Consider the following 23167-nt stretch of genomic DNA (forward strand, 5'->3'; position numbering starts at 1 on the left):
GCGCCACAGGCAAAGGTGGGTCTTAGACCGCTACCGTGCCCAGCGTTGCCGAACAGTCGGTCTCGTTTGTCTGCCAGCTTCCACGACCAACCAGCCAGTCGGCCGAGTTCTGCAATCCGCCAAAGGGGAAAACGTGGATCTGCCGGATCGGCCCTGCCGGATTTACCTGCCAGTGCCGTTCGATCGGTCTGACAACGCTTTCCGGTGAATGGCCCTTGGCCAGCGTCGTCAGGGAGAGTGCATTCTTCTTCAGATAGGCGATGGAGTTGCCGACGCCGCAGAGTGCTGCATATTTCAGCAGCGTCGTGATCCTGGCCGGGCCGGAAACGCCGATATGCACCGGCAGATCGATACCGGAGGCTGCAAGCCCTTCCGCCCAGGTGATGAAGCGGGCGGGGTCGAAGCCGAACTGGGTGACGACGCGCATTGCCGCATCGCTTCTTTGCGCAAAATCGCGTTTCAGCTTCAAGGCGGCGATTGCCGTCTCCTCGCTGAAATCGGGGCTACCTTCGGGGTGGCCGGCGATTGCGATGTGATTTATACCGCAGCGATCGAAAATGCCGGTCGACAGCATATCCATGCTGGATGCGAAGGGACCGGCCGGCTTGGCAACGCCGCCGCCAACCACCAGCACATCCGATACGTCCGCTTCGCCTGCCAACCGCTTTACCTGTTCCTCAAATTCCGTGCGGGAGGATATGCGCCGCGCCGCAAGATGCGGCACCGGCGTGTAGCCGAGATCGCGAAGGTGTTTGGCGGCATCAACGAGCCTCTCCTGCGAGGCCTGTCCCGTATCGGTCAGATAGACACGCACACCCTGCGGGAAGAGACCGGCGAGGCTTGCCGGACCGAGCACCTGCGCGGGCGAGGCTTCAATGGAGGCGGCAATGGCGGGAGAGGTAGAGATATCGGGCAATTTGTATTTGGTCCTTTTTCTTATCATGCACCGGTTTTTTGCCCAAGTCTTTGCCTGTTGCGGCAAGACAGCCCTGCATCTGCGACGAAGCTTGGCTTCATATTCGGCGCGGGATTACCGCTTTCCTCTCACCAGACGCGTTTGGTCAGGCCGTTCCACAACCATGTCCAGATCGCCGGCGGAAACCGCAGCACGGATTTTCCGGGCAAAGGCGGTTGCGGCGCTAGGCTGCCGGAAAGGGCGTCCTCGATGGCGCTGACCGCAATATCGACCGAGGCTGCGGTTAAAAGCAGCGGGTAGGTGGCAATCGTATCGGAAGGCGAGGGTTTCAGCCGCTTTTCGTAAAGGGTGGCGCCGGTATCCACGCCCCTGTCGACCAGATGCACGGTTGCGCCGAAATTGCCGCGATCCTTTTCCACCAGCGCCCAATAACCGCCCATCTGGCCGCGATAGGCGGGATTGATGCCGGCGTGGAAATTGATGACCGGGCATTGCAGGGCCTGAAGTGTCGCCGGTGTCAGCAGGCGGCAGGAAATGGTGAAGATCGCCGCCGGCTGCAGCCGGTTTGCCGCCGCATGGCATTCCTCATCGTTCAACGAGGCAACCTGCGTGATGGGAACGGCGTGATCCAGATCGGGAGAGAGGCCATGTTCGGCGATGATCTCATTGGTTCTGCGAACCGTGAAGCGTTTGCCGAGCCGCGAGGCGACCATCGTTGCCATCTGGCCTGCGGCCGCAATCCAGCCGAGCCGCCGCGCCCGTCGCTTCAGGACCGCCGATTTGCTTTCCGGTTGCTCGACAAAGACATGGATATCCGGAAACCGGGCGGCCAGCGCATTGATCATGACATTCGGGTTCAGGCCGCCCGCCGTCATTACCAGTAGCCGATTGTTTATCTCAGTCATGTCACCCACACGATTTTCCCAATCATGATCCCTGCGCCCGAGTTTCCCTTGCGAACTTCAAAACCATGTTAATTTTCACCGACGGGATTTTTTGAAACGCCGATGGAACCGATTTTTTAGGCTCACGTTATTGTGACGCATATCACATCGGCGCTTGCCTTTGGACGGCAAGTCATAGGGGAGTTGTTTCAAATGATCACACGCATTCTTTCGACCGTTTTCGTGGCCTTGCTGACCGTCGTGACCTTGAGTTCCTGCGGCAACACCATTCGCGGTGTTGGCCGGGATACGGCAAATGCAGTCAACGCAACGCAAGACGCAGGTCGCAGCGTAGACCGCGCTGCGCGTCGCTAAATATCTCCCCTCCAAGGTCTGGCGTCACCCTGAATGAAGGGGTGATGCCTTTTCTTTGACCTGATTTCACCGTCAAAGTTCATGTTGTAAGAATCGCACCATCTATGCGAGCGAGAAGGCATGAACGGGCTGTCGATGAAAAGACTGGTGAGATTGCTGCTGCCATTGCTGTTGCCGTTTTCGGCTGAGGCGGGTGGACAGGCGGATTTCTGCAAAACCATGGAGCATGCGGGCGGGCGTTATACCGTCTGCAGTTTCGATCCGGCAAAAAGCACGATCCGGATTTACGACCGCGATCATGTCTCTGGTCAGGGATATCGCTCCTTTTCCGATTTGTCTTCCGCGCTGTGGCGGCAGCACATGTTCAGCGTCTTCGCCATGAATGGCGGCATGTACCATTCCGACTATTCGCCCGTTGGCCTGTTTATTGAAAACGGCGTCGAACGTTCGCAGATCAGCACGGGTGGCGGCTGGGGCAATTTTCATCTGCTGCCGAATGGCGTGTTTTATCTGACGGGGGCAACGGCCGGCGTGTTGGAAACGCAGGCCTATCTCTCTGCCGGGTTGAAACCGGATTTCGCCACCCAGTCCGGGCCGATGCTGGTGATCGACGGAAAGCTGCATCCGCGATTTTTGCCCGACAGCGACAGCCTGAAGCGCCGCAACGGCGTCGGCGTTTCCCGCGACGGCGTGGTGCATTTTGCCATTTCGGAAAACACCGTGCGCTTCTACGATTTCGCTACGCTGTTCAGGGATGTGCTGGATGCGCCCAATGCGCTTTATCTCGACGGCACGATTTCCAGCGTCGACATTCCCGCGATGAACAGGCGGGACTCGCTGTTTCCCATGGGGCCGATCATCGCCGTTGTCGACAGGGTGCCGGACTAGGTCAGATCGGCGCCCTGGGGTAGGCTTTTTCGAGACCTGCCGACGCCGTCAGCCCCTTGCGGAAGGCAAGATAGGCGGGATGCTGGCTGGCCTTGGCCGTTTCAGTGATGCGGATCTGCAGGCGGGCAGGGGCGTTGCTGCCGAGCCATTCGCCGGCCGCTTCCAGTTTCAGGCTGTTGAGGAAAGGGGCATTGGCCTGCTGGTCGAGATAGAGATTGAGGCCGGCCAGCAGGTTTTCATCCTGCGACACGTTTTCCATCAAAAGCAGCACCCATGCCTTGTCCTCGCTTGTAAGCGAAGCCAGTTTCGATGCGACCGTCTCGCGATCGGGAAAGGATGATGCCTGCTGCATGTAATGACGAACCCCGTTGCCGTTCTCTGTCGATAAGGCAGAGGCGACAGGCTTTCAAGGCGCAACAGTCCGGGCGCGGAAATTCGACCCTGACGTGCTGGGCAGGGCGGTTTTCAACAGGCGTTTGTGCGAAACCTTCATAAACCGGTTACACTTTAGTTCAAATTGCGGCGAGCGGCAAAAACGGCAATCGGGAAGCCCCGTTCTAACGCCTTGTTTTTTCACGCACCTATGCATTTGGCGAATGGCAGCCCGTCAAAAACGCCTTCATTTAGCCGCTTTTTGCATTTGCGTTCTCTCCCGGATTTTAATAAATGCTTCCTCCACGGGCCGGGTCTTGAAGATCGCCCGGAGAGTGAATAGCTGGAGTAATCATGGAAGAAACCGCTCAGAAATCCTGCTGGGGCGTCACCATACGCGCACTTGCAGGCTTTGCCGCATTTCTCGCATTGACGTACATTTTTGGCAGCCCATAAGCACTTCTCCTGAATTGACGGGTTTTGAAACGGCGCGGTTTTCCTTTGGAAACCGTGCTGTTTTCGTTTCTGCGACCCATATGTCGCAGCTGCGCAAACCGCTGACGCTCTTTTGTGGCGATCCGTCCCGGCTTTGGATATGATGGCGACGGAATCCATCATTATTCAGGGTAAACCTCATGTTTCTTTCGGTTTTCGACGTCTTCAAGATCGGTATCGGTCCTTCGAGCTCCCATACGATGGGGCCGATGACGGCGGCGAACCGCTTTCTCGCGCTGATCCTCTCCGATGAATGGCCGCGTCCGGCGGGTGCTTCCGTGTCGCGCCTGAAGGTCAGCCTGCACGGGTCTCTCGCTTTCACCGGCATCGGCCATGGCACCGGGCGTGCGGTTATTCTCGGCCTGACGGGCGAGCGGCCGGACCTTGTCGATCCCGATGCCATGGACCCCATCATTGAAAAGGTTGAAAAGGCTGGCACCGTGTCGCCGCCCGGCCATCCTTCCTATGAGTTCCGTCCGGCCGAAGATCTGGTCTTCGACAAGAAGAACCCGTTGCCGGGCCATGCCAACGGCATGACCTTCTCCGCCTTCGACAATCAGGGCAGGCTGCTCCTCAAGCGCATCTATTATTCCGTCGGCGGCGGTTTCGTTGTCACCGATACGGAACTGGAGGCGATCAAGCAGCGCGGCAAGACCATCGATAACGGTCCGCGCGTGCCTTATCCTTTCGCCACGGCGCGGGAAATGCTTGAGATGGCGGGCCGCTCCGGCCGCACCATTGCCCAGATGAAACGCGCCAACGAAGAAACGGTGATCTCCCGCGACGAACTGAACGAGCGGCTCGACCAGATCTGGGAAGCGATGAACGGCTGCATCGAGCGGGGGTTAAAGGTGGACGGCATCATGCCGGGTGGCCTGAAGGTGCGCCGCCGTGCCCGTTCCATCTATGAGAAGCTGAATGAGGAGTGGCGCAGCAACCGGCTGAACCCTGTCATGGCGAATGACTGGCTCAGCGTCTACGCCATGGCCGTGAACGAGGAAAACGCCGCCGGTGGGCGCGTCGTTACCGCGCCGACCAATGGTGCGGCAGGCGTCGTTCCGGCAACGGTCAGGTATTTCCGGCATTTCCACGAGGAGGCGACCGTTGACGACGTGCGTGATTTCCTGCTGACGGCTGCTGCCATCGGCGGCATCATCAAGCACAATGCCTCCATTTCGGGTGCTGAGGTCGGCTGTCAGGGCGAGGTTGGGTCCGCTGCTGCGATGGCGGCAGCAGGCCTTGCCGCCGTCATGGGCGGATCGCCCGAGCAGATTGAAAACGCCGCCGAAATCGCGCTCGAGCATCATCTTGGCATGACCTGCGATCCGATCGCCGGTCTGGTGCAGGTGCCCTGCATCGAACGCAATGCGCTGGGTGCCGTGAAAGCGGTGACGGCGGCCTCGCTGGCGCTGAAGGGCGACGGCCAGCATTTCGTGCCGCTCGACGCCTGTATCGAAACCATGCGCCAGACCGGCAACGACATGAGCGAGAAATACAAGGAAACCTCCACCGGCGGTCTTGCCGTCAACGTTGTGGAATGCTGAGCGGGCAGGGCGGCAGGCATGGTCCACATGCTTGACGCCCGCCGCAAAAAGGCATTGATAAGCATATGCCTCTACATCTTATAAAACTTTGCGTCGGTGCAGATTCACTCCAGGATTTGAGAGACTGGGTCGCCCAGCGCTCGCTGACCGCAATGGCCGCCGGCCTTGAGCCGCACAGCGTGCACACCACCCGGATGCTTCCCAAACGAGTTGAAGAATTGCTGGAAGGCGGTTCGCTCTATTGGGTCATCAAGGGGCAGGTGCAGGCGCGGCAGAAACTTCTCGATGTCCGCTCCTTCAAGGGAGAAGACGGTATTTCCCGCTGCGATCTCATTCTCGGCCCTGAGGTGATCGAGACCTCGCCTGCGCCGAAACGGCCGTTTCAGGGCTGGCGTTACCTCAAGGACAACGAAGCTCCGCGCGATCTCGGTGGCGGCGATTTCGGCGGCGAGGAGATGCCTTCTGACCTCAAGCGGGAACTGGCCGAGCTTGGTCTGCTCTGACCGTCAACGGATTTGATGAAAATGAAAAAGCCGGCTTCCCTGCGGAGCCGGCTTTTTCATTTGGGGAGACGGTATTTCGCTTGGTTGGCTGGCTTCAGTTGATGCCGCCGACCGCAGTGGTGGCGCGGCCATCCTGAATTTTCACCCAGCGGCCGGGATTGGTGGTGTCCTGGCGCTTCAGGTAGGTATATTCGGTCTCCGACCAGTTCATGACCTTGTTGCGCATGTTGTCGAGGACGAAATCGCCGCGATCGGTGCGAACGGTCAGAACCGCATGGCCTTCGCCGTTCGGCTGCAAAACAACCGTGATCAGGAGGTTGGTGGCGGAGAAGCCCTTGTTCATCAGCATCTTGCGCTTCAACAGCACGAAGTCTTCACAATCGCCAACCGTGGTGGGATAGGCCCAGCGTTCTTCAACGCCGTAGATTTCCATGTCGGTCATCGGCGTGATCGTCGTGTTGACGGTGTAGTTGACGTCCAGCATCGTCTTCCAGCGCTCTTCGGTCAGCTTCATCGGGCCGTTATCCAGCGAAGTCGGTTGGCATTCGCTCTGATAGGTCTGGCAGAACTCATAGTGGCCAATCGGCGGGTTGGCCTTGCCGATCACACGCATGGCTGCGGATGGCGACGCGCTGGCCTGATGGGCGATGGCGCTGACGATGAATGCGATCAGAAAGAAACCGAAACGGTTGTTTTTGTTCATTGCTTGTCTCCCCGTGTTGAGGAGACATTCGCAGGTATATTTTGACCCCGCGGAAAGATGCACGTGTCAATTTAAGCTTATATTTCAGCAAATTAGCGGCAATTTTGAACTGTATTTGAACTGGTTTTTATGATTGTTTGAATCGAATTTGATTACAATTTTACCTATCTTGCCGTTAGGTTTTCGGTAGTCATCTATGCCGCTGTATTGAAAGTGATTTTCTGCGTGGGCAGGTTGCTGCCGCCGCCTACAATCCTCTGGCGAAGCAGGGTGGCCACGAGGATTTCCCGTTTTGGGATGGGTGTTTCAAGTCGGAACACCATAAAAACGCGGCGGAAAAAACTTCAAAAAAACTGCATTTTTCTTGGAAAAAATGTCTGGAACCGGCTTTTCCCGTGCGGTTTTGCGCGGAAGTAACACGAAATGGAGCAATCCGGCCGCCTCGACCGGGTGGCACGGCATTCGGTTTTAACCGAATGCATGCGGCGCAGAACTCAAGATTGTCGGTGATGGGATTGGAGAAAGCTCTTTCCTGCCGTCACTCCGGCCTTGAGCAGGAATCTCGTTGGCGTGTGCGGCGGTGGCGGCAAAAGTCTTTTCAACCCAATGGCACGGGCTGGCTGGATTCCGGCTCAACGCCGGAATGACGGAAACAATAGCCGTGACAAGCGCTGGCGAACGCCGAAAACGCCGCACCGCTCGCTATATTATTGGAATGATCTAGAGAAATTCGATCAGGGCATCGGGCGACTGGACCCGGTCGAATTCGACGGCGACGCCTTCCATGAAGTGGCGCACGATCTTGCCGCTCATGTTCTTGCCGAGCTGGACCCTGGTTCCGAGTGGAGGCCGGTTTTCGATCTCGATGGCTGCACCCGACAAGGAAAGGTCGATCAGCCGGCAGGCGAGAAGCACGCCGTCTTCCAACACCAGATGTGCCCGCGTGTTGCGCGGCGTCAGGCGGTCGTGGCGGCGGTCTTCCGGCAGGCCGAGCAGCTGGCGCTTGGCAATCCATGCGAGCTGGGCTGCAAGCTTTTCCCGCTTGCGCTCCGGTGCATTGATGGCAATGACGAAGCCCGATGCGGTAAGCGCTGTCACAGCGCCTTCGATGCGGCCGATATGCTGGAGATAGGCAATGACGCGATCGCCGTTGCGCGCAATGCCCGAGCAGGTGAATAGCGCTTTTTCGGCGGTCATCTCGGTCGCGGTGCAATCATATTCCTGATGGTCGGGCAACATCAGGCGGCCGGTGAAGGACACACGGACGGGATCGTCGAAGTGGACCTCTTCAACTGGACGCATGATTTGGGCAGTGTTGACCGAACGAGATGAAAACATGAACAGCGCAATTGTAACGGATGATGATGGGAAATCTCTACGCCACCCGGGTTAACAGACTGTATTGTTTAACCCTTACAATTTTTTGGATCGACAAAATCGTTACAGCTTTGACGTATTTCGTGCGAAATTCCGGGATGGCTGCGCGCCATCCATCGTCATTTTGCTGGACTGGGTGGCCTGTCAGCGAGTGACCGCGTGCGGCATGACAGCGGCTCCGGCATTTGCCGAATAATCCGTCGGTGTGATGTCCATGCGCAGCAGGCGGCTGCTCTTCATCAGGAGGTAATTGACGGGTGCTGCGAATTCGTGACGTGGCCGTTCCGGCAACAGCGCTCCGAGCAGCCTCGGGGCGGTGTCACTATCCGAACTTAGCGGCAGCAGTAGCATTTCGAATGCCAGCGGTGTGGCGCCATGATCATCCTCTGCTTCGAGATCGAACACCACGGGCAATTGATGTTGCAGGATGCCGCGGGCGACGCGGCAGGGGAAGGTGGCGTTTGCCGCCGGCCACAGATCCGAAAACGGATGGTCCCGCAGTTCCCGGCCGAACAGGTCGCAGAGGCGCGTGCCGGCAAGGCGGAAGAACGGCGTTCTCTCTCCCTTGTCGACGAGGATGAACAGGTCGCCGAGATGGTGTTTCAGCTTTGCGGGATCGATGTCTTCGCGGCGGGGCGCGGGCTTCTTGCCGCGCAACGCGTCCCAATAGGCATATATGTCCAGTCCGGCCATGCTCTTCATAGCATCTTCTCCATGTTCGTTTTCGGGACATCATGTCCATCCGAACGTCTGTTCCTTGTGGTGTAGCGAATTTCGTGCCAACCGATTTTGTTAAGGTTAACAAATGGTTGAGATTGCGCTGCGACCAAGGTCATGGCATCGGTGCGGCAATGTCTGGGACAGGCTCCCGTCAGCACAATTGATGCTTTCCCCCGTGATTTCACGGCGGGAGCGCAAGCCGGACTGCCCCTGGGTGCCGGCGCTGGAACCGGTTGCGGTTTTCGCGTCAGCCGCCCAAAAGGCAGGACGGCTTTTTTTTCGTCCGGGCTTCCTATATTGCTCGGGGGACGCAAATTTCCACAAAGACAGGGATGGAATCATGTCCAATGGGGACGGCGAACAGCCGCCGGTTTCGGAAACTTCGGAACTGAAAGAGGACGCACACAATCCCGTCTTCAACCTGCCGCCACTTCTGGTCGGCATATTGGCGGCGCTGCTCATTGCCTTTGTGGTTCCCGCCTACCTTCTGTCGGGGGATGGCAACGGCTGGTTCATCTTCACCTTCGGCTTCATTCCGCTGCGTTATGCGGTGCCTTTTTCCCAGCAGGGGCTGGAATGGCTCTGGACGCCGGTGACATATTCTTTTCTGCACGGCGGCATCGAGCATATTCTTTTTAACGGATTGTGGCTGATGGCCTTCGGCGCACCGGTTCTGCGCCGGATCGGAACGCTTCGCTTCGTGCTGTTATGGTGCATATCCGCCGCCGTTTCGGCCTTTGGCCACGCGGCGCTGAACTGGGGCGATGCCACGGTTCTGATCGGGGCATCCGGCGTCGTTTCGGCGCTGATGGGGGCCGCGTGCCGTTTCGCTTTTCCCTCACGTGGCGGTTACAGCGCCTCTTTCGGTCACCTGATGCCGAGGCAGAGCATTCTGGCGGCGCTTTCAAACAGGACCGTGCTGATCTTCACGCTGATGTGGCTGTTCGGCAATGTGTTGATTGCAGTCGGCGTGCCGCTGTTCGGCGATGTCGGCGGTGAAATCGCCTGGGATGCGCATGTTTTCGGCTTTGTGCTCGGCTTCCTTTTCTTCGGCCTGTTCGACCGCCCGATCCGCGAGAGCCTTTCCGATGGTAGTGCGGAACACCCGCTCTAGAGCGATCACGTTCCTTGTCGGCCGTGGCGCAAATTTGCTTGCGTGCGTCCCATCCGGGATTGCATTCAAGCAGGCCTCAGCGCACCATGTTGCATGATTTGCAACCGCGAGGAGGCTTCGTCGCGCTGCGGATTGCTGACAGGAGGAGGAAAGCATGGCAACATTCGTAAAGGATATTCTCGACCGAAAGGGCCGGGATGTCGTGACTGTGGGTCCGGGCGTAAGCATTGGCGAGGCGGCGGGCACGCTGCACGCGCACAAGATCGGTTCCATCGTCGTGACCGATGCCGATGGCGTTGTTCTCGGCATTTTCACGGAACGCGATCTGGTGAAGGTCATTGCGGGTCAGGGTGCTGCTTCCCTCCAGCAATCCGTCTCGGTGGCCATGACCAAGAACGTCATCCGCTGTCATCAGAACTCCACTACCGACGAGTTGATGGAAATCATGACGGGCGGACGTTTCCGCCATATCCCGGTCGAGGAAAACGGCCGCCTTGCCGGCATCATCTCCATCGGTGACGTGGTGAAGGCGCGGATCGGCGAGATCGAGGCAGAGGCCGAGCATATCAAGGCCTATATTGCTGGATGATCTTGTGTCCCGGCGTTAGATAGCTGGAAAAGGCTCAGTCTCAGCCGGGCCTCACGCATCGCTCTGCGTCACAGGTTGCCATTGAAGAAAATCGGCTATTTTAGCGGATATTTCTACGTAAAAGTCTTGCCGCTCATAATCAGAGCAGACAATTTCCACCCGGTTGAACTGTGAAATGAATGTGCCGTCGCTTGACCAGTTGCCATCGGCGGCACCTTTCACAATGGTGATGTCGATCCAAGGCTGACGGTCCGTCGACCCAAAAGTGACGGGGCCTGTCCGTTTGAGTTCAGGCTGTTCTTCCAGAAACCCGATCAATCGATTTGTGTCGTACAGCGTATTTTCGGCGGTTGGAGGCAGGATTGAGATATACCAATACATGATCTCACCTCTCACCAAAGCTGGGCGTTTCATTGATCCGTTTCGGGGCTTTGGAGACGTTTCTGGAGCGGCGCGTTAGCGCCGGAATGCCTGTTGCATGCGTTCCAGTTCGGGAATGCGGGCGCGCGTTTCCTCGTATCCCCTGTCGATGGCTTCGCTGGCGCGATGGAATTCCGACAGGCCGATATCGTTGATGCGAGGGTGCAGCATGAGGTCCGGCGGATCGCCCGCCAGGCGCGAGCGCGAAATCCTGTCCTGAATGATGTTGAAGGCCTGCACCATGACGCCCGGCAGGCCGGGGCGTGGCGGGCTTTCCAGCGATGGCGCGGCGCCATTGGGCGGCGAAGAGGCGTGTTTGACCACGGCGGAGCGGCCGAACAGATCGTAATTGAGATTGACGGCGACAACGAGCGCCTGCTCATAGGCCCGGCAGACCGAAACCGGCACGGGGTTGACGAGCGCGCCGTCGATCAGGGTGCGGCCGTTGCATTGCACGGGTTCGAAAATACCCGGCAGCGCATAGGATGAGCGCAGCGCGGTAACGAGGTCGCCCTGATGGATCCAGACCTCATGGCCGGTGCGCAATTCCGTGGCGACGGCGATGAAAGGATGTTCGAGGTTTTCGACGCGCAAGCCTTCCAGATGTTCCTGCATGCGCTTGGTCAGCCGCATGCCGCCGAAGAGACCGCCGCCGCCGATCGTCAGATCGAGCAGGCCGGCAATGCGACGCATTGTCAGCGAACGGGCGAATTCCTCCAGCTCATCGAGCTTGCCGGCCAGATAACAACCGCCGACCAGTGCGCCGATCGAGGTTCCGGCGATCATGCCGATCTTCACCCCGGCCTCGTCGAGCGCCCTCAGGACACCGATATGGGCCCAGCCGCGCGCAGCTCCGCCGCCGAGCGCCAGCGCGATCCGGCGCGTATCAACGATTTCGTTGACGATGTTTTCGGGGTTTCCAGCCGCAAGAGGATTGTGACGATTGCTTCCCCAGCCCAACATGACCGTACACTCCCTGCCAGTTCCTCAGATCCGGCCTGTCCTCCCCGAATCCAGACCTATTGGTAGCAAATTGGTGCAGTCTATGGAAGGTCGCCGTTCAGGTGCCCGAATAGGTGCTCGCCGGATCGAAATGGCGGGTATCGTCGGTGATCTTGGTCACGGCATTGCCATCGGCCAGTTCAACCGTGCGATAGAAGCAGGAGCGGCGGCCGGTATGGCAGGTCGCATCATGGCCGGCGACGGACACCTTCAGCCACACGGCGTCCTGATCGCAATCGGTGCGGAATTCCTTCACCGTCTGCAGGTTGCCGGAGGTTTCGCCCTTCTTCCAGATCTTGTCGCGCGAACGGCTGTAATAGTGCGCAATGCCGGTTTCCAGCGTCAGCGACAGGGCTTCCGCATTCATATGGGCAACCATCAGCAATTCGCCGTCGCGCGCATCGGTGACCACGGCGGTGACAAGGCCGTGGGCATCAAATTTCGGCGAGAATAGACCTGCGTTTTCGAGCACTTCCTTGTCCGCAGGCGCGGACGGAAACGATGTGGACATTGCTAACCCCGGAGGAAAAGCGGAACCGTTAGCGGTTCCGCACCATGGTCATGAAGCGCACCTGCTCGGCCGGATCGTTCTTGAACGTACCGGTGAAGCTGGTGGTGAGGGTCGTGGACCCCTGCTTGTTTACGCCGCGCATGGACATGCACATATGTTCGGCGTCGATCATGACGGCCACACCGCGCGGCTTCAGCGTTTCCTCGATCGATCTTGCGATCTGCGCGGTCATGTTTTCCTGCGTCTGCAGGCGGCGGCCGAAGATTTCGACAACGCGGGCAATCTTCGACAGGCCGAGCACGCGGCCAGCCGGAAGATAAGCGACATGCGCCTTGCCGACGATTGGCACCATGTGGTGTTCGCAATGGGAGAAGAAGGGGATGTCGCGCACCAGCACCACATCGTCATAACCGCCGACTTCCTCGAAGGTTGTGCCGAGCACGTCCTGAACGTTCAGCTCATAACCGGCGAACAGCTCGCGATAGGCCTTGGCGACGCGCTTGGGCGTATCCAGAAGTCCTTCGCGGGCGGGATTTTCTCCTGCCCAGCGCAGAAGAACGCGTACCGCTTCTTCCGCTTCCGCCTGGCTTGGGCGAGCCTCGGCCACTTCGGGTTTTGCGCCAGCGCCGGGGAAATTCTTCACGATCGCATCCATTCCGTCTCTCCCGATGCGGGTCAAGGCCGCACCTGAACTTTGTTTTTCGTAGCGGGGACTTTGCCCGCCGTTGCTGCTATCTGGTTGTTTTACAGCATTTTGGCAAGGCCAGTGCTGATATTTCGGTATCGGAGCCGTTAATTTCATACCGGCTTGATGTCCAGAAAGCTCGTTAGCATATAATGAGAATGAAGGGCAGGAAAGCTTGACTGCGACAAACACTGTGTTTGAAAAAATTGACCTGTCCCGTTTTTGGGCATTCTTAAACGCGCCGGATACCTGACGATGGACGATATCTACAACAACCGAATTCTGGAATTTGCCGGAAACATTCCGCTGACCGGCGTGCTTGATGATGCCGATGCCAGCGCTGAAAAACACTCGCGGCTGTGCGGCTCCAAACTCAAGGTCTATCTGAAAGTCGAAGGCGGTATCGTCACGGCTTTTTCACACGAGGTGCGCGCCTGCGCGCTGGGGCAGGCGTCGGCCTCCATCATGGCGCATCATATCATTGGCGCCTCCAGCGGTGAAATCCGACAGGCGCGGGAAGACATGCTCGCCATGCTCAAACAGGGCGGTGAGGGGCCTACGGGCCGTTTTGAGGATATGCGGGTGCTTTCGCCCGTGCGGGATTTCAAGGCCCGCCACGCCTCGACCATGCTGACTTTCGAAGCGGTCGTCGACGCGCTCGACCAGATCGAAGACCGGTCGCCGGCTCTGAACGCTGCGGGTTAGGCGATGTGCGGCGAACCGGATTGCGGACATCAGGCGACGGCGGAAAAGGTCAGGCGATCCCGCAACTGGGGTGGTACCTTTGCCAAGACGCCAGGCCGTCTTTTCGGCGTCGGCTTCATCCGGCTCTATCAGCTGACCCTGTCGGGCTTTGTCGGGAATTCCTGCCGCCATATCCCCACCTGTTCCGAATATGGCTATGAGGCGATCGCGCGCCACGGGCTTTGGCCGGGTGGCTGGATGACGCTGTTTCGTGTTGCGCGCTGCGGGCCGGGTGGCACCAGCGGGCTTGACCCTGTGCCGGAAACGCTGGCCGCCAACAGGCACTGGTGGACGCCCTGGCGTTACTGGACGCTGCACCGATGATCCATGTAGCTCTGCTGCACAGTATCGTGCTTGGCCCAGGCAGGCGGCTCATCATGGCCGATCTGCGCGAAATGGCGCAGGAACTGGGTTTCGGCGAATGCCGGACGCTGGTCGCAACCGGAAATCTGGTCTTTCGTGCGGAGAGCGCTGCGGTCAGCGAAATCGAGGACATGCTGGAGCGCGCCTTTGAGAAACGGTTCAACAAACATGTCGATATTCTCGTTCGTTCGGCCCCCGATTGGTTGGCCCTGACCGCCACCAACCCGTTTCCGAACGGTAATCCACCGGATGTCTGCATCCGGGTAATGCGCGAGCCGCTCGGCAATGACGGCCTCGGATTTCTGGAGAAGTATCGACAAAAGGAAAAGATCGCCATCGTCGGTGGTGACTTGTGGATCGACTTTTGCGGCAAGCCGAGCGAAAGCCGGCTTCTCTCCGTGCTGACCACGAAAAGGCTCGGTATCGGCACGACCCGCAACGCCAATACCGTCAACGGAATTGCCGAAATGCTGCGCTGAGCTGCCGTTCACCTTTGACTGGAACGGGAAAATTCTTTATCAGCCTGCCTGCCCATCTTGCAAAGAGGGCGTTCATTTTATTCCAACACCACCCGCATTCGTTGGCGGGACTGGATCAGGAGAAGTTGACGATGTCACAAACCGTTTCCCTAACATTCCCCGATGGTTCCGTACGCAGCTATCCCGCCGGCACGACCGGCCGCGAGGTCGCCGAATCCATCTCCAAATCGCTTGCGAAGAAGGCTGTCGCCATTGGGCTTGATGGCACTCTGCGCGATTTGTCCGAGGCAATCACCGATGGCAAGATAGAGATCGTCACGCGTGAGGACAGCCGTGCGCTGGAACTCATCCGCCACGACGCCGCCCACGTCATGGCAGAGGCCGTGCAGGAACTGTGGCCCGGCACGCAGGTGACGATCGGCCCGATTATCGAGAACGGCTTCTATTACGATTTTGCCAAGAACGAACCTTTTACGCCGGAAGATCTGCCGAAGATCGAAAAGCGCATGAAGGAAATCATTCAGCGCAACAAGCCGTTTACTCGCGAGGTCTGGTCGCGCGAAAAGGCCAAGGAAGTTTTTGCCGCCAAGGGCGAGAACTACAAGGTCGAGCTGGTTGATGCCATTCCCGAAGGTCAGGACCTGAAGATCTATTATCAGGGTGACTGGTTCGATCTTTGCCGTGGTCCGCATATGGCGTCTACGGGGCAGATCGGTACCGCTTTCAAGCTGATGAAGGTGGCCGGCGCCTATTGGCGTGGCGACAGCAACAATGCGATGCTGTCACGCATCTACGGCACCGCCTGGGCGACGCAGGAAGAGCTGGACAATTATCTGCACGTTCTGGCCGAAGCCGAAAAGCGCGACCACCGTCGTCTTGGCCGGGAAATGGACCTGTTCCACTTCCAGGAAGAGGGTCCGGGCGTCGTATTCTGGCACGGCAAGGGCTGGCGCATGTTCCAGACGCTGACGGCCTATATGCGCCGGCGTCTCGCCAATACCTATCAGGAAGTCAACGCGCCGCAGGTGCTGGATAAGTCGCTGTGGGAAACCTCCGGTCACTGGGGCTGGTATCAGGAAAACATGTTCGCGGTGAAATCCGCCCATGCTTTCACCCATCCCGATGACGAGGATGCCGACCAGCGCGTCTTTGCCCTGAAGCCGATGAACTGCCCGGGTCACGTCCAGATCTTCAAGCATGGCTTGAAGTCTTACCGAGAAATGCCCGTGCGCCTTGCGGAATTCGGCAATGTCCATCGCTATGAAGCCTCCGGTGCTCTGCATGGCCTGATGCGCGTTCGCGGCTTCACGCAGGATGATGCGCATGTCTTCTGCACGGAAGAGCAGATGGCGGCGGAATGCCTGCGCATCAACGACCTGATCCTCTCCGTCTATGAGGATTTTGGCTTCAGCGAGATCGTCGTCAAGCTTTCGACACGCCCGGACAAGCGCGTCGGTTCCGACGATCTATGGGACCGCGCCGAAAGCGTGATGCTGGAGGTTCTGAAGACCATCGAGGAACAGTCCGGCGGCCGCATCAAGACCGGCATTATGCCGGGCGAGGGCGCTTTCTACGGGCCGAAGTTCGAATATACGCTAAAGGACGCCATTGGCCGTGAATGGCAGTGTGGCACGACGCAGGTGGACTTCAACCTGCCGGAACGTTTCGGCGCCTTCTATATCGACCAGAACTCCGAAAAGACGCAGCCGGTGATGATCCATCGCGCCATCTGCGGCTCGATGGAGCGCTTCCTCGGTATCCTGATCGAGAACTTCGCCGGTCACATGCCGCTGTGGTTTGCGCCGCTTCAGGTCGTCGTTGCCACGATTACCTCGGATGCGGACGATTACGGCCGCGAGGTTGCCGAAGCGCTGCGCGAGGCAGGCATGGCGGTCGAGACCGACTTCCGCAACGAGAAGATCAACTACAAGGTCCGCGAGCATTCGGTGACCAAGGTTCCGGTCATCATTGTCTGCGGCCGCAAGGAAGCGGAAGAGCGCACCGTCAACATCCGCCGTCTCGGTTCCCAGAACCAGACGCCGATGTCGCTCGAAGACGCGATTACAAGCCTCGTGGACGAGGCGACGCCGCCGGACGTGAAGCGCAAGCTTGCGGCGAAGAAGCAGGTTGCATGATTAGAGACGACGGCCCCTTCGGGGGCCGTTTTGTTATGGGTTGAGGAAGTCGTCAACCACTCCGCAGTCATCCTCGGGCTTGACCCGAGGATCCACGGTCTGGCGGCGGCGGGAATGGATCCTCGGGTCAAGCCCGAGGATGACGTGGAGTGCGATGGCCTTCTGCACAACCTCGCCTCCGAACACGCGATGAATGTGCGGCCCCGCCTACTCGAAATCGCCAGTCATATCTTCCGGCGCCTGATCCTTCATCAACACTTCCACATCGGAGTCCCTACCGGACGTGACCTTGAAGTTGCGCTGGTAGACCTTGTCCTTGTTGCGGGCGATGGCGGTATATTCGCCTTCCGCCAGAACCATGGTCGAAAACGCGCTGACGCTTTCGTTCACCACGTCGCCGCCGCCGTTCAGCACCGACCAGGCCGTATCGGCAATGGCTTCACCGCCCTGTTCGGAGACGAGCTTCAGGGTGATCTGCGCCGCCTGATGCTGAAGGGTCGCTTCGGTCAGCTTGCCGGCTTCCACCTGAATGTCGGCGCGCACCACCGCATTGACGTTGCCGTATTCCGAAACCACATGATAGGTGCCGGCGTTGAGGCGGACGACGGTGTTCGGTTTGATGTCGGCCATGACAAGGCCACGCTCGCCATCCGGTCGGGCGTCGGACGAATAGACGGAAAATTTGAGCTGGTTGCCGGAGATTTGTTTGTCGGACCCCGCAATCGCATTCAGCACGAAACCGCCGGCATCGAGAATCAGAACCTGTTTCTGGACATTGCCGGAACTTGGAACATTGAGTTTCTTGGTAACGCCCGCGCGGCCGAAGGCGACGTTGACGAAATATTCGCCGGGTACCAGATTGAAATGTGCCGAGCCGCCCTCGGAGCTTGCCAGCATCGGCAATTTGCCGTCAGCGCCGGGAATAGGGCTGAAGACGCGCCAGGAAAGACCTTCCTTCACCGCTTCACCTTCGCTGGTAAGCTTCGCTTCCATGGCGATATCACGGGCGGTGCTCGTCGGGGCGTTGGGGGCGGAAGGGGCAGTAAAAGCGTTGAGTTTCGGCATTTTCGGCGTGCCGCCCAGCTGCTTGAAGTCCTTGAAAGCGTCCTGCGAAAAAGCCGCTTGTGATAAAACGCCGATCGCGGCGAACGCTATGGCCAGACGTGCCGCGAATTTGATTGCCGACATTTTCGATACCGATTGACTTCTTGATTTTCCCGGACCACTTCAAAACCAATGCCGTGGCTATTTCAAGGCCCATAATTTCGCGATGACAGCACAATGGAAGATTTTTGATCATGACAAGTGACATCAAGCTCCTCGACTATCTCAATGTTCGCCGTTCCACCCCCGCTTTGCAACTTGGTGAGCCGGGTCCTTCGAAAGCGGAAATCGAGGAAATCCTGCGCCTTGCCGTGCGCGTGCCTGACCATGGCAAGCTGGCGCCCTGGCGTTTCGTCGTTTATCGCGGCGAAGATCGCGTGCGTCTCAGTGAGACGGCGCTTCGGATCGCGCTCGAGAAAAACCCGGAACTGGACCTGCAGCAGCAGGATGTGGAGCGCACCCGCTTCACCCGCGCGCCTGTTGTCATTGCCGTTATCAGCACCGCCAAGCCGCATTTCAAAATCCCGGAATGGGAACAGGTCATGTCCGCCGGCGCCGTCTGCCTCAATCTCATCTTCGCCGCCAATGCCAATGGTTTTGCGGCAAACTGGCTGACGGAATGGCTTGCTTTCGATACCACCTTCCTGTCGGAACTGGGTGTTGCCGCGGAAGAGAAGGTTGCCGGATTTATCCATATCGGTTCCACGACATTCCCGCTGGTCGAGCGGCCGCGGCCGGAGCTTGCCGATGTGGTGACCTGGGTGGGCAATGGGGTCGGGGAAAACTGATGTTCTACACCACCGACACCAACCAGCACGGCCTGCCGCATGATCCGTTCAAGGCCATCGTCGCGCCGCGGCCGATCGGGTGGATCGGCTCGAAGGGCAGGGACGGTTCTCTCAACCTGTCGCCCTATTCGTTCTTCAACGCGATTTCGGACCGGCCGAAGTTGGTGATGTTTTCCTCCAGCGGACGTAAAGACAGCCTGCGCAATGTCGAGGAGACCGGCGTCTTTACCGCCAACCTCGTCAGCCGCCACCTGATCGACCGGATGAATGCGTCTTCCGCTGCGGTTGACTATGATGTCGACGAATTCCGGCTTGCCGGTCTTACCCCCGTTGACGGGCGCGTGGTGGATGCGCCTTACGTGGGCGAGGCACTGGCCGTTCTGGAATGCCGCGTGACCCAGATACAGCAACTCATGGATATCGACGGCAAGCCGGCGGATTCATGGATGGTGATCGGGCAGGTCATGGCGATCCATATTGACGAAGCGATCATTCGTGATGGGCGCATCGACATGGGGCTTGCACGTCCGGTGGCGCGCATGGGTTATATGGACTACTGCGACGGCGGTAGCGATGTCTTCCAGTTGCAGCGTCCTTCTACTGCGCCGTAAATATAGTTCTTCGCCGGCAACGGTTAAATTTTATGGTGAACCAAACGTAAACCATTTGCGCCTAGAGTTTTATACATGGTGGCGGCAATGATGCCGTCATCCATTGTTGCGAATGTGTTTCGAGGCTCAGGTGATCGTACAGGCATTTCTTCGCTGGTCTGAAAAGGCTGGATCGACCGAGCGGGCGAAGGCTGCCAATGCTCTCGGCCGTGCCTATCTGCATTCCGACATGGCGCGGGAAAACCGCGATGCCGCCTATATGGCGATGACCTATCTTCTTGACGATCCTTCGCCGCGTGTGCGGCTGGCGCTTGCCGAGGCGCTGGCGGATGCCGCTGAAGCCCCGCGCGCCATTCTCGTTTCGCTTGCCGAAGACCAGCCGGAAATCGCCTGCACCGTGATCGCCCGTTCGCCGGTTCTCTGCGAAGCCGATCTGGTTGATCTTGCCGGGCGCGGCGAAAGCCTCACCCGTGCCCTCATCGCCGCAAGGCCGGGCCTGCCGCGCGGTGTCTGCGCAGCACTTGCTGAAGTTGGCGATTTGCCGGAAACGATCATCCTCCTTGAGAACGACGAGGCCTTCATCACGCCGTTTTCCTTGCGGCGCATTGCCGAACGCCATGGCTCGGACGCCGATATCCGCGATCTCTTGCTTTGCCGCGAGGTGCTGCCTGCCGATGCCCGTCATCTCCTGATGGCGCGTGTCAGCGAGGCCCTGGCGGGTTCGGCGCTGGTTCACGCGCTGATTGCGCGAAACCGCGCCGACAGTATTTTTCGTGAAGCGGAAGATTCCGCCACCATCCTCATCGCCGCCAACGTTTCTGCGCCCGAATTGCCGGCGCTGGTGGAGCATCTGCGGCAAAGGCTGGAACTGACGCCGGCGCTCCTCATTCATGCCGTCTGTTCGGGCCGGCTGGAGTTTTTCACGGCGGCGATGGTCAATCTCTCAGGGCTGGACGACCGCAAGGTGCGCGCCATTCTGGCGACCGGACGACCGCATGCGCTGAAAGCGCTGTTCCAGTCCGTCGGTCTTCTGGGTGATGTCGTTGACGTCTTCATGGAGGCGACGCTGATGTGGCGCCGCGCCGCCCGCTCGCATCTGTCGCAGGCCTCAGCCTCCGTCTCGGCCGAACTGCTGGCGCATTTCCGCAACGTCGACGGTTCTGAAACGCTGTTCGAGCTGCTGCACGCCGTGCGCAAGCTGACCATTGCCGAGGAACGGCAGAAGGCGCGGCATTATGCGCAGGCGCTGACGGTCGAGGCCGCCTGAGATTTATTTCTCGAAGCGTTTGGCAATCCAGGAATAGCTGTTTTCGACCATTCTGACCGGCGTTCCGAGCAGGTGCTTCACGCCCTCGGTGGAAGGCAGGATACGGCTGACGCGGCTGATCGCCTGTCGGGTCAGGCTCTCTTCTTCCTTTTGTGACACCTGTTCGCTTGCCTGCGGCGTCGTGTCAGTCGGTGCGGCGGAGGGTGGCGTAGCGGGCATATTGCCTGCCGTTTGTGGTGTCGGCTCACCCGGCGTTTGGCACACAGCCACCACGACCGGGTAGGAGGCATTGGCATACCGTTCCAGCTCTTTTTCCGACACGGCATCGCACAGCTCGATGCTCGTCCAGCGCTGCTGCGATGTGGCGAGGTAATGGCAATCGGTGGCGGTGTCGTCACAGCCTAGAAAGGTCATGAGAACGAGGGCTGTTTTCATGGTGTGTTGCCTCTGTCGGGAATTATGCTCTAGAAATTCATCTATCTGGATTGCAGTGACATTACGACGAAATACGCATTTTTTGAAAGAAAGCAGGCATCGCATTGGCTCCCGAAATCAAGCTTGAAACACCCCGGCAGGAAGCGGTTCTGCGTCTCATCGATCTGTCGAACGCCTATATGGCATCGCTTTATCCCGCCGAGAGCAATCATCTGGTTGATATCAGCCAGCTGGAGAAGGACAATGTCTCCTTCTTCGTAGCACGACATGACGGTCGCGTTGTCGGCTGCGGCGCGCTGGTGGAGGCAGGTGACGGCACGGCGGAAATCAAGCGCATGTTTGTTGATCCCGAGGCGAGGGGGTTGCGGATCGGCAAGCTGATCATGGATACGCTTGTCGCGCGCGGCGTCGAGCTTGGGCTTAATGCTATCCGGCTTGAAACCGGCATCAGCCAGCCGGAAGCGATCGGCCTTTATCGCAAGGCGGGTTTTGTCGAGATCGAGGCTTTCGCGCCCTACAGGCCCGATCCGCTCAGCCTGTTCATGGAGAAGGCGCTTTAGGGCAGGCGGGAGTTTGCTGGCAAGCCTTGCCGCACACTGCACGTCATCCTCGGCCTTGTGCCGAGGATCCAGCCACGTATCCCAAAATCAATCGGTTGCAGATACCAGGGACAGGCCCGAGCATGACGAAGGCGAGGTTTCAGACCGTATCGCCAACCCAAGCCGCATTAAAGCGAGCCTGACCCGCAGGCTTCAATAATCAAAACGCCGCTTTTCGAAACGCGGTCGTTTCGTTGTCATCGTCGTCGTCCGCGACGACATCAACGAGCAGGTCTTTGGAAGGCGAGGGCGGAACATCGACGCTGGCGCCCGTGGAGATTTCCACTTCGCGCACCCATTCGCGCCAGATTGCGACCAGAAGCGCCATCAGCACCGGGCCGATGAACAGGCCGAGGAAGCCCATGGTCTTGACGCCGCCGACGAGGCCGAAAAAGGTCGGCAGGAAGGGCAGCTTGATCGGGCCGCCGACGAGTTTCGGGCGGATGGTCTTGTCGACGATGAAAAGTTCGACCGAGCCCCAGATGAACAGCGCCAGCCCGTACGCCGGAGAGCCGCTGGCGACCAGATAGATCGACACGAGGGTAAAGGAGAGCGGCGCGCCGCCGGGAATGAGCGCCATGACGCCGGTGAGCACACCCAGCGTGACGGGCGAGGGGACGCCGGCAATCCAGTAGGCGATGCCGAGGATGATGCCTTCGCCGATGGCGATCAGCGTCATGCCTGTCACGGTGGAGCTGATGGTGGCGGGCACAACGCGGGAGATGCGCTCCCAGCGCGTCGGCAGGATGCGTTCGCCCACAAGATCGACCTGGTGAGTGAAGGCGGCACCGTTGCGATAGACGAAGAACAGCGCGATCAGCATGAACAGCAGGGTCAGCACCAGGTGGAACGCGCCGTTGCCGGCGGCGAGGATCGCCCGGTAGATATTGCCGATATTGGCGCCGCTGACGAGCTGGATCACTTCGCCGATGGCACCCGGTGTGCCGATATATTTCACCCATTGTTCGCCAAGCCAGGCACCGACGCCGGGCAGCGCCGCGATCCAGTCCGGTACGGGCGCGCCGGTTTTGTTGACATGCACGGCCCAGCCGAACCATTCGCGGATTTCGCTCGCCGTATAGGAGGCGGCAATGAAGATCGGTACGACGAGGAAGGCGATGATGAGGATGATGGCGATGGTGGCGCCAAGCGTGGTGTTGCCGCCCACCTGCCGCAGCAGCCGCGTATAGACCGGCCAGCTGGCGAAACCGATGACGAGGGCCGCGAGAACCGGAACCAGAAAGCCGTGGAAAAAATAGATACCTGCCAGTGCAACGAGAACGAGCAGCCAGCGCGCAGCCGATATGGGCGGGATCAGGGCGATCCGCGTCGGGCTGGCGGGACCGAGCCATCTCGGTTCGCCATTGGGCTTACGGCTGTCAATATTACTCACGGCAGGCTCTTTCTCGCATTCTCCCCGAAGGGTGCATTCACTCTGTCACACCGATACATATAAGTGCAATATAACCGGATCACATTACCGTTGTGTGTTTATTGCTTAGCCTATTGAACGATTTTGGTAAAAATAGAACATCGGTCTTGGC

The 23167-nt window shown here is 58.9% G+C and carries 27 protein-coding genes; 14 read left to right on the forward strand and 13 right to left on the reverse strand.

Features of this window, described 5'->3' with window-relative positions:
* Positions 1-22: 22 nt before the first annotated feature.
* A complete protein-coding gene (locus RBH10_RS14060; RefSeq protein ID WP_281036796.1) occupies positions 23-943 on the reverse strand; it encodes a methylenetetrahydrofolate reductase in 921 nt (306 codons plus the stop codon).
* Positions 944-1044: 101 nt separating this feature from the next.
* Positions 1045-1821 carry a formyl transferase gene (locus tag RBH10_RS14065; RefSeq protein WP_281037378.1) on the reverse strand — a complete coding sequence of 259 codons (777 nt, stop codon included), beginning with the start codon at positions 1819-1821 and terminating at the stop codon, positions 1045-1047.
* 192 nt (positions 1822-2013) lie between these two features.
* Between RBH10_RS14065 and RBH10_RS14070 the strand changes: the two genes are divergently transcribed.
* The gene (locus tag RBH10_RS14070; RefSeq protein ID WP_045017305.1) at positions 2014-2175 is read left to right on the forward strand and encodes an entericidin A/B family lipoprotein; all 162 of its coding nucleotides are present in this window, start codon (positions 2014-2016) and stop codon (positions 2173-2175) included.
* 120 nt (positions 2176-2295) lie between these two features.
* On the forward strand, positions 2296-3063 hold the full coding sequence (locus RBH10_RS14075) for a phosphodiester glycosidase family protein (RefSeq protein WP_372339787.1): 768 nt from the start codon (positions 2296-2298) through the stop codon (positions 3061-3063).
* 1 nt (position 3064) lies between these two features.
* Here the strand turns inward: RBH10_RS14075 and RBH10_RS14080 are convergent, their stop codons facing one another.
* Positions 3065-3415 (reverse strand): hypothetical protein, encoded by a 351-nt coding sequence (locus tag RBH10_RS14080; RefSeq protein ID WP_281036795.1) that lies wholly within the window; start codon positions 3413-3415, stop codon positions 3065-3067.
* Between the two features lie 655 nt (positions 3416-4070).
* Between RBH10_RS14080 and RBH10_RS14085 the strand changes: the two genes are divergently transcribed.
* Both RBH10_RS14085 and RBH10_RS14090 read left to right on the forward strand, forming a co-directional pair.
* Positions 4071-5474: an L-serine ammonia-lyase gene (locus RBH10_RS14085; RefSeq protein ID WP_281036794.1), complete on the forward strand. Its 1404-nt coding sequence runs from the start codon at positions 4071-4073 to the stop codon at positions 5472-5474.
* Positions 5475-5539: 65 nt separating this feature from the next.
* Positions 5540-5977 carry a DUF1489 family protein gene (locus RBH10_RS14090; RefSeq protein WP_281036793.1) on the forward strand — a complete coding sequence of 146 codons (438 nt, stop codon included), beginning with the start codon at positions 5540-5542 and terminating at the stop codon, positions 5975-5977.
* Between the two features lie 94 nt (positions 5978-6071).
* Here RBH10_RS14090 and RBH10_RS14095 read toward each other — a convergent pair whose 3' ends face one another.
* From RBH10_RS14095 to RBH10_RS14105, 3 genes are all read right to left on the reverse strand, one after another.
* On the reverse strand, positions 6072-6680 hold the full coding sequence (locus RBH10_RS14095) for a transglutaminase-like cysteine peptidase (RefSeq protein WP_045017312.1): 609 nt from the start codon (positions 6678-6680) through the stop codon (positions 6072-6074).
* A gap of 720 nt (positions 6681-7400) precedes the next feature.
* On the reverse strand, positions 7401-8018 hold the full coding sequence (locus RBH10_RS14100; RefSeq protein ID WP_045017314.1) for a PilZ domain-containing protein: 618 nt from the start codon (positions 8016-8018) through the stop codon (positions 7401-7403).
* Positions 8019-8201: 183 nt separating this feature from the next.
* A complete protein-coding gene (locus RBH10_RS14105; protein WP_281036792.1) occupies positions 8202-8759 on the reverse strand; it encodes a PAS domain-containing protein in 558 nt (185 codons plus the stop codon).
* Between the two features lie 358 nt (positions 8760-9117).
* Between RBH10_RS14105 and RBH10_RS14110 the strand changes: the two genes are divergently transcribed.
* Together RBH10_RS14110 and RBH10_RS14115 are read left to right on the forward strand one after the other, a co-directional pair.
* A complete protein-coding gene (locus RBH10_RS14110) occupies positions 9118-9891 on the forward strand; it encodes a rhomboid family intramembrane serine protease (protein ID WP_045017318.1) in 774 nt (257 codons plus the stop codon).
* Between the two features lie 154 nt (positions 9892-10045).
* Complete coding sequence (locus RBH10_RS14115) at positions 10046-10480, forward strand: CBS domain-containing protein (RefSeq protein ID WP_045017319.1); 435 nt, start codon at positions 10046-10048, stop codon at positions 10478-10480.
* A 51-nt stretch (positions 10481-10531) separates the two neighbouring features.
* On the opposite strand, the gene RBH10_RS14120 is transcribed toward RBH10_RS14115, so the two are convergent.
* From RBH10_RS14120 to folE, 4 genes are all read right to left on the reverse strand, one after another.
* A complete protein-coding gene (locus tag RBH10_RS14120; RefSeq protein WP_281036791.1) occupies positions 10532-10861 on the reverse strand; it encodes a hypothetical protein in 330 nt (109 codons plus the stop codon).
* A gap of 75 nt (positions 10862-10936) precedes the next feature.
* A complete protein-coding gene (locus tag RBH10_RS14125; RefSeq protein WP_045017322.1) occupies positions 10937-11863 on the reverse strand; it encodes a patatin-like phospholipase family protein in 927 nt (308 codons plus the stop codon).
* Between the two features lie 97 nt (positions 11864-11960).
* Entirely contained in the window at positions 11961-12413 is a 453-nt protein-coding gene (hisI, locus tag RBH10_RS14130; protein ID WP_281036790.1) for a phosphoribosyl-AMP cyclohydrolase, read from the reverse strand.
* A 28-nt stretch (positions 12414-12441) separates the two neighbouring features.
* The gene (folE, locus tag RBH10_RS14135; protein ID WP_045017325.1) at positions 12442-13068 is read right to left on the reverse strand and encodes a GTP cyclohydrolase I FolE; all 627 of its coding nucleotides are present in this window, start codon (positions 13066-13068) and stop codon (positions 12442-12444) included.
* Positions 13069-13353: 285 nt separating this feature from the next.
* Here folE and RBH10_RS14140 point away from each other — a divergent pair, with 285 nt between their 5' ends.
* The 4 genes from RBH10_RS14140 (at position 13354) to thrS (ending at position 16819) form a co-directional block, all read left to right on the forward strand.
* Positions 13354-13803, forward strand: a complete 450-nt coding sequence (locus RBH10_RS14140; RefSeq protein ID WP_045017438.1) for an iron-sulfur cluster assembly scaffold protein — start codon at positions 13354-13356, stop codon at positions 13801-13803.
* A 3-nt stretch (positions 13804-13806) separates the two neighbouring features.
* Positions 13807-14166 (forward strand): membrane protein insertion efficiency factor YidD, encoded by a 360-nt coding sequence (yidD, locus tag RBH10_RS14145; protein WP_281036789.1) that lies wholly within the window; start codon positions 13807-13809, stop codon positions 14164-14166.
* On the forward strand, positions 14163-14684 hold the full coding sequence (locus RBH10_RS14150) for a DUF1697 domain-containing protein (RefSeq protein WP_281036788.1): 522 nt from the start codon (positions 14163-14165) through the stop codon (positions 14682-14684). The genes yidD and RBH10_RS14150 overlap by 4 nt, the downstream gene beginning before the upstream one ends.
* 131 nt (positions 14685-14815) lie before the next feature.
* On the forward strand, positions 14816-16819 hold the full coding sequence (gene thrS / locus RBH10_RS14155; protein ID WP_281036787.1) for a threonine--tRNA ligase: 2004 nt from the start codon (positions 14816-14818) through the stop codon (positions 16817-16819).
* Positions 16820-17026: 207 nt separating this feature from the next.
* Here the strand turns inward: thrS and RBH10_RS14160 are convergent, their stop codons facing one another.
* On the reverse strand, positions 17027-18007 hold the full coding sequence (locus RBH10_RS14160) for a hypothetical protein (protein ID WP_281036786.1): 981 nt from the start codon (positions 18005-18007) through the stop codon (positions 17027-17029).
* 110 nt (positions 18008-18117) lie between these two features.
* Between RBH10_RS14160 and RBH10_RS14165 the strand changes: the two genes are divergently transcribed.
* From RBH10_RS14165 to RBH10_RS14175, 3 genes are all read left to right on the forward strand, one after another.
* Positions 18118-18711, forward strand: coding sequence for a nitroreductase (locus RBH10_RS14165; protein ID WP_281036785.1), 594 nt, complete (start codon positions 18118-18120; stop codon positions 18709-18711).
* The gene (locus RBH10_RS14170; RefSeq protein ID WP_281036784.1) at positions 18711-19322 is read left to right on the forward strand and encodes a flavin reductase family protein; all 612 of its coding nucleotides are present in this window, start codon (positions 18711-18713) and stop codon (positions 19320-19322) included. The genes RBH10_RS14165 and RBH10_RS14170 overlap by 1 nt, the downstream gene beginning before the upstream one ends.
* A gap of 112 nt (positions 19323-19434) precedes the next feature.
* On the forward strand, positions 19435-20589 hold the full coding sequence (locus tag RBH10_RS14175; protein WP_281036783.1) for a DUF2336 domain-containing protein: 1155 nt from the start codon (positions 19435-19437) through the stop codon (positions 20587-20589).
* 3 nt (positions 20590-20592) lie between these two features.
* Here the strand turns inward: RBH10_RS14175 and RBH10_RS14180 are convergent, their stop codons facing one another.
* Positions 20593-21024, reverse strand: a complete 432-nt coding sequence (locus tag RBH10_RS14180) for a hypothetical protein (protein WP_281036782.1) — start codon at positions 21022-21024, stop codon at positions 20593-20595.
* Between the two features lie 104 nt (positions 21025-21128).
* On the opposite strand from RBH10_RS14180, the gene RBH10_RS14185 reads away from it, so the two are divergent.
* On the forward strand, positions 21129-21584 hold the full coding sequence (locus tag RBH10_RS14185; RefSeq protein ID WP_281036781.1) for a GNAT family N-acetyltransferase: 456 nt from the start codon (positions 21129-21131) through the stop codon (positions 21582-21584).
* A gap of 199 nt (positions 21585-21783) precedes the next feature.
* Here the strand turns inward: RBH10_RS14185 and RBH10_RS14190 are convergent, their stop codons facing one another.
* Positions 21784-23016 (reverse strand): AI-2E family transporter, encoded by a 1233-nt coding sequence (locus tag RBH10_RS14190; protein WP_281036780.1) that lies wholly within the window; start codon positions 23014-23016, stop codon positions 21784-21786.
* Positions 23017-23167 lie beyond the last annotated feature (151 nt).

The sequence above is a fragment of the Rhizobium sp. AN73 genome, from assembly GCF_030757975.1.
GTDB lineage: Bacteria > Pseudomonadota > Alphaproteobacteria > Rhizobiales > Rhizobiaceae > Agrobacterium > Agrobacterium arsenijevicii.